Consider the following 3,453-nt stretch of genomic DNA (forward strand, 5'->3'; position numbering starts at 1 on the left):
CGACCAGGTTCATGTCGACAGAGGTCAGCGGCGGGCGCGTCGCCTCGGCCACGATCTCCCAATTGTCGAAACCGATGACGCCGACATCCCTGGGGACGTCGAGGCCGCGTTCGCGCAGAGCATCGATGACGCCGCGCGCGATCTGGTCGTTGCCGCAGAAGACCGCGTCCGGCCTTTCGCTTTTGCCGTCGAACAGTTGCGCAACCGCCTGGTGACCCCAGGCTTCCGACCAGGAGCCGAGCAGCGGCTCGCTGACCGTCAGGCCGTTTTCGGCGAGCACGTCGCGGTAAGCCTGAACGCGCGCGTGTACCACGGCAAAGCTCGCCGGCCCGGTGACGTGGGCGATGCGCTTGCGGCCAAGCCGGCAAAAATGCTCGACGGCCAGCCGGGCGCCGCCAACATCGTCCGAGACGAAGGCAACGGCGTCGGGGTCGGGCTGCGTGAAGGCATAGATCACCGGGACGCGCAGATTGGAGAGGTCGACGGGCAGATGACGATCGATGCGCTTGCCAGTGGCGATGATGCCGTCAACGCGCTTGTCGAGCATGGCGTCGACATGCATCTGGCCCAGCCGCGGATCCTCCTCGACATTGCACAGGAACACCGAGACGCCATTGTCGACCAGCGCGTCCGAAATGCCCGACATCAGCGGCAGCGAGAAGCGGCCATAGGTATCGTTGGTGAGCAGGCCGACGGTGAAGCTGCGGCGTCGGAGCAGGCTTTGCGCCAGGCTGTTGGGCCGGAAGCCAAGCCGCCGGGCGGTCTCGCGAATGCGTTCGCGCGTCTCGGCTGTCATCCGGCCCTGGCTGTTGAGCGCCTTGGATGCGGTAGCGACGCTGACTCCGGCCTGCGCGGCCACGTCACGCAAGGTGACTGGCTTGGAAAAGACCGGAACAGGCAGATCGTCCGATGGCATCGCGCCGAGAGTCCTTAGTTGGAAAAAGGTTTTCTCTTACCGATCTGAAAGAGGCCCGGCAGGTGGCCGAGCCCGACTGAAATTGTTTGAGAAAACCTTTTCTCAGCTGAGGCTAGACCAGATTGGATCGCCGTTCAAGGGAAAAGCTGGTTGGGCCTCGGCTCTCTTCCTTCGAATGCAAACGCGGGTTAAAGCAGCGCCGGCAGCACTTAGCTCAGGGGAAGAGCGCCAGTCGCAGTGCTGGAGGCCCTCGGTCGAGACGGGGCGGGCTGCCGCTTGAGGCGTGAAGGATCGCAGCGTGCGCGGGATGCGAGGTCCGGCAAAGGGTTGGCGCTGCCGGGCAGCAAACCTGGCCGCAATATGTGCTGGCGGACGGTCTGAAGATCGTGCCGAAAATTCTGAACAGTCCCTCGGGATTAACCTTTCCGTAAATATTTGGCCGCTACTTCAACAGCCATGGCCTCGTGGCGGAGCGGCTACGCTGGAGACGGCAAATCTCTGAAGCCTCGGTTCGATTCCGAGGCGAGGCCTCCAAAATTTCGCGTCGAACAGCAGTCCCAATCTGCCCCAAGGGCAGTCAGTCCCCACGAATAGATTTGTGCGTTACGAAGGCGGTGCGGACCGGACGTTAAAGCAGTCCTGTCTTGCATTTGGCATGCCGGCACGCGCGAAAAGAGTGGTATGGAAGGGAGCCGAGCGTTCTTGCTTCGCTTTTTCCTGACATTCGAGGCCTTTCGTGCGTGAACCGTCGCTGCTGCCCGTCTTTGGAAAACTTGGCCTCAAGGCTCCTGCCGCCCTGGCGGCGGCACCGGCCTCGTCGGCAGGTGTGTCGCACCTGCGGAAGCTTCTGGCCGTGCATAGCGGCATGGTGCTGAAACTGTCGGTCGTCGCCTGGACGGTGCTGATCCTGGGCGCCGTGTTTTTCACGATGCAAGGCTGACCGGCATGGCCAACCGCTACACGCTGCGTATGGAGCTTCCCCAGAGCTGGAGCATCATCGATGTCTTCACCGGCCAGCCTGCGGTGGTCCGGCAAAAGGTGATGGTCGGGATGGGGCCGCGCGAGGCCGAGGACATGGTCGTGCAGATGAATGTCCGCGATGTCAAACGCCGCGAACGGGCCGAGCGCAAGGCCTGATCCGTAGCGGCCCGCCGGCGGAAGCCTGCCGCACCGCAAATCAAGGGATTCCCGTGAGAGCCAGCCTGAAGCAGAAGATACTGGAGATTTGCGACCGCAAGATCTCCGAGAAGGGGGCCGGCGTCGGCGTGTCGTTCTATGCGTTTTTCGCCAACAGAAACGACAACCCCGAACTCCTGATGGAAGCCGCCGAATGGTGGATCAGAACCCACCGCCTCGACCATTTCGAAAAGGCTGCGAAGATACGCGCGATGGTCGAGGGGATGGATCTTTAATCGTCGTTTTGAGCGACATGCAATGGACTGATCAGCCGAAATCGGACGCCGTCAGAACATACATGCTCTTGTGGGTGCGGTCGTAGGCCTTCGACGCGACCTCGCGGATGGCACTGCTCTCGGTGTCGAATGTCTGGAGATAACCGGCTTCATCGGCCGCGGTTCCCGGCCGCATCTTGGCCATGGCGTCGGCGGCGACGGAGAACGAGATCTGGAACATGCCGTCATGGCCGACGAAACGGATGCGCTGGCCCGCCTCGTCATAGCTGCGGCTGCGGTTGGGGAAGGTGAGGCTCATGTCTTAGCCTCCGTAACTTTCTTGGTCACCCGCTTCTTCTTCGGCGTCGGATTGAGGGCCTGGGCGACACGATCGGCCTCTTCCTTGGCCAGCCGAAGCTCCCTCAGCCTTGCCGTCTTGATCTCCCTGGCTCTTGCCTCGGACATATATTCGGCGGTCGCCTTGTTTTTCTCCGCTGTCTTCTTCTGCTTGTCGACAAAGCGGGCTTCAGCTTTTTCCATGATCGTCTGATTGCCTTCGGCCATCGAAGAAATCTCCCTTGTGCCTGAAATCGTGAAAGTGAACTTGTCCGATAAATAGGCACTCGATCGGCAAAATTCAATCTTTTGAATTATTTGACATTCTGCGGATATCACGAAACGGCCAGCTGAAATAATACTTTTGAATATTTAATTTGGTACGCGAATAATTTTTGGCACTCCTATCTATCGAGTGCCAACGCGTCTATAGAGGAGGGGCGTGGCCGCCTGTGCCGGCCCCCAGAAAGAAAGTTCCCATGAAATTTCGGCCACTCCACGACCGCGTCGTCATTCGTCGCGCCGAAGGCGATATCAAATCCAAGGGCGGGATCATCATCCCCGACACTGCCAAGGAAAAGCCGCAGGAGGGCGAAGTCATCGCTGTCGGCCCTGGCGCACGCGACGAAAACGGCGCGCTTGTTCCGCTCGACGTCAAGGCCGGCGACTTCATCCTGTTCGGCAAATGGTCGGGCACCGAGGTCAAGATCGACGGCGAGGACCTTCTGATCATGAAGGAAGCCGACATTATGGGCGTCATCGACAAGGACGAGACTGGCATCATCGACAAGGGCGAGACCGCTGCAACCG

7 protein-coding genes and 1 tRNA gene are annotated in these 3,453 nt (G+C 60.5%); 5 read left to right on the top strand and 3 right to left on the bottom strand.

All coding sequences use genetic code 11. From position 1 onward, the window contains the following. Nucleotides 1-916 (bottom strand): LacI family DNA-binding transcriptional regulator (locus ENZ75_RS25445; RefSeq protein WP_164887993.1); only part of this gene is annotated, 916 nt, incomplete at its 3' end. Between the two features lie 458 nt (nucleotides 917-1,374). Here ENZ75_RS25445 and ENZ75_RS25450 point away from each other — a divergent pair. The 4 genes from ENZ75_RS25450 to ENZ75_RS25465 all read left to right on the top strand — a co-directional run bounded on the left by ENZ75_RS25450 (nucleotide 1,375) and on the right by ENZ75_RS25465 (nucleotide 2,328). Further along, nucleotides 1,375-1,450 (top strand) — tRNA-Cys (locus tag ENZ75_RS25450). 202 nt (nucleotides 1,451-1,652) lie between these two features. Next, complete coding sequence (locus ENZ75_RS25455) at nucleotides 1,653-1,856, top strand: hypothetical protein (RefSeq protein WP_013530528.1); 204 nt, start codon at nucleotides 1,653-1,655, stop codon at nucleotides 1,854-1,856. A gap of 5 nt (nucleotides 1,857-1,861) precedes the next feature. Then, nucleotides 1,862-2,053 (top strand): hypothetical protein, encoded by a 192-nt coding sequence (locus ENZ75_RS25460; protein ID WP_027160878.1) that lies wholly within the window; start codon nucleotides 1,862-1,864, stop codon nucleotides 2,051-2,053. Nucleotides 2,054-2,106: 53 nt separating this feature from the next. Next, the gene (locus tag ENZ75_RS25465) at nucleotides 2,107-2,328 is read left to right on the top strand and encodes a DUF6500 family protein (RefSeq protein ID WP_027160877.1); all 222 of its coding nucleotides are present in this window, start codon (nucleotides 2,107-2,109) and stop codon (nucleotides 2,326-2,328) included. 31 nt (nucleotides 2,329-2,359) lie between these two features. Here the strand turns inward: ENZ75_RS25465 and ENZ75_RS25470 are convergent, their stop codons facing one another. Together ENZ75_RS25470 and ENZ75_RS25475 are read right to left on the bottom strand one after the other, a co-directional pair. Beyond that, nucleotides 2,360-2,626, bottom strand: coding sequence for a DUF1488 domain-containing protein (locus tag ENZ75_RS25470; RefSeq protein ID WP_013530531.1), 267 nt, complete (start codon nucleotides 2,624-2,626; stop codon nucleotides 2,360-2,362). Beyond that, a complete protein-coding gene (locus tag ENZ75_RS25475) occupies nucleotides 2,623-2,871 on the bottom strand; it encodes a hypothetical protein (protein ID WP_063168668.1) in 249 nt (82 codons plus the stop codon). The genes ENZ75_RS25470 and ENZ75_RS25475 overlap by 4 nt, the downstream gene beginning before the upstream one ends. Before the next feature lie 251 nt (nucleotides 2,872-3,122). Between ENZ75_RS25475 and ENZ75_RS25480 the strand changes: the two genes are divergently transcribed. Next, nucleotides 3,123-3,453 (top strand): co-chaperone GroES (locus ENZ75_RS25480; protein WP_164887994.1); only part of this gene is annotated, 331 nt, incomplete at its 3' end.

Origin of the sequence: Mesorhizobium sp. M7A.F.Ca.CA.002.04.1.1 (assembly GCF_004022805.1) — a bacterium.
Lineage (GTDB): Bacteria > Pseudomonadota > Alphaproteobacteria > Rhizobiales > Rhizobiaceae > Mesorhizobium > Mesorhizobium ciceri.

What these genes read in the sequence shown, in the direction of transcription:
- ENZ75_RS25460 (WP_027160878.1), top strand. Translation starts at nt 1,862, where the DNA reads ATGGCCAACCGCTACACGCTGCGTATGGAGCTTCCCCAGAGCTGGAGC.
- ENZ75_RS25470 (WP_013530531.1), bottom strand. Translation starts at nt 2,626, where the DNA reads ATGAGCCTCACCTTCCCCAACCGCAGCCGCAGCTATGACGAGGCGGGC.
- ENZ75_RS25475 (WP_063168668.1), bottom strand. Translation starts at nt 2,871, where the DNA reads ATGGCCGAAGGCAATCAGACGATCATGGAAAAAGCTGAAGCCCGCTTT.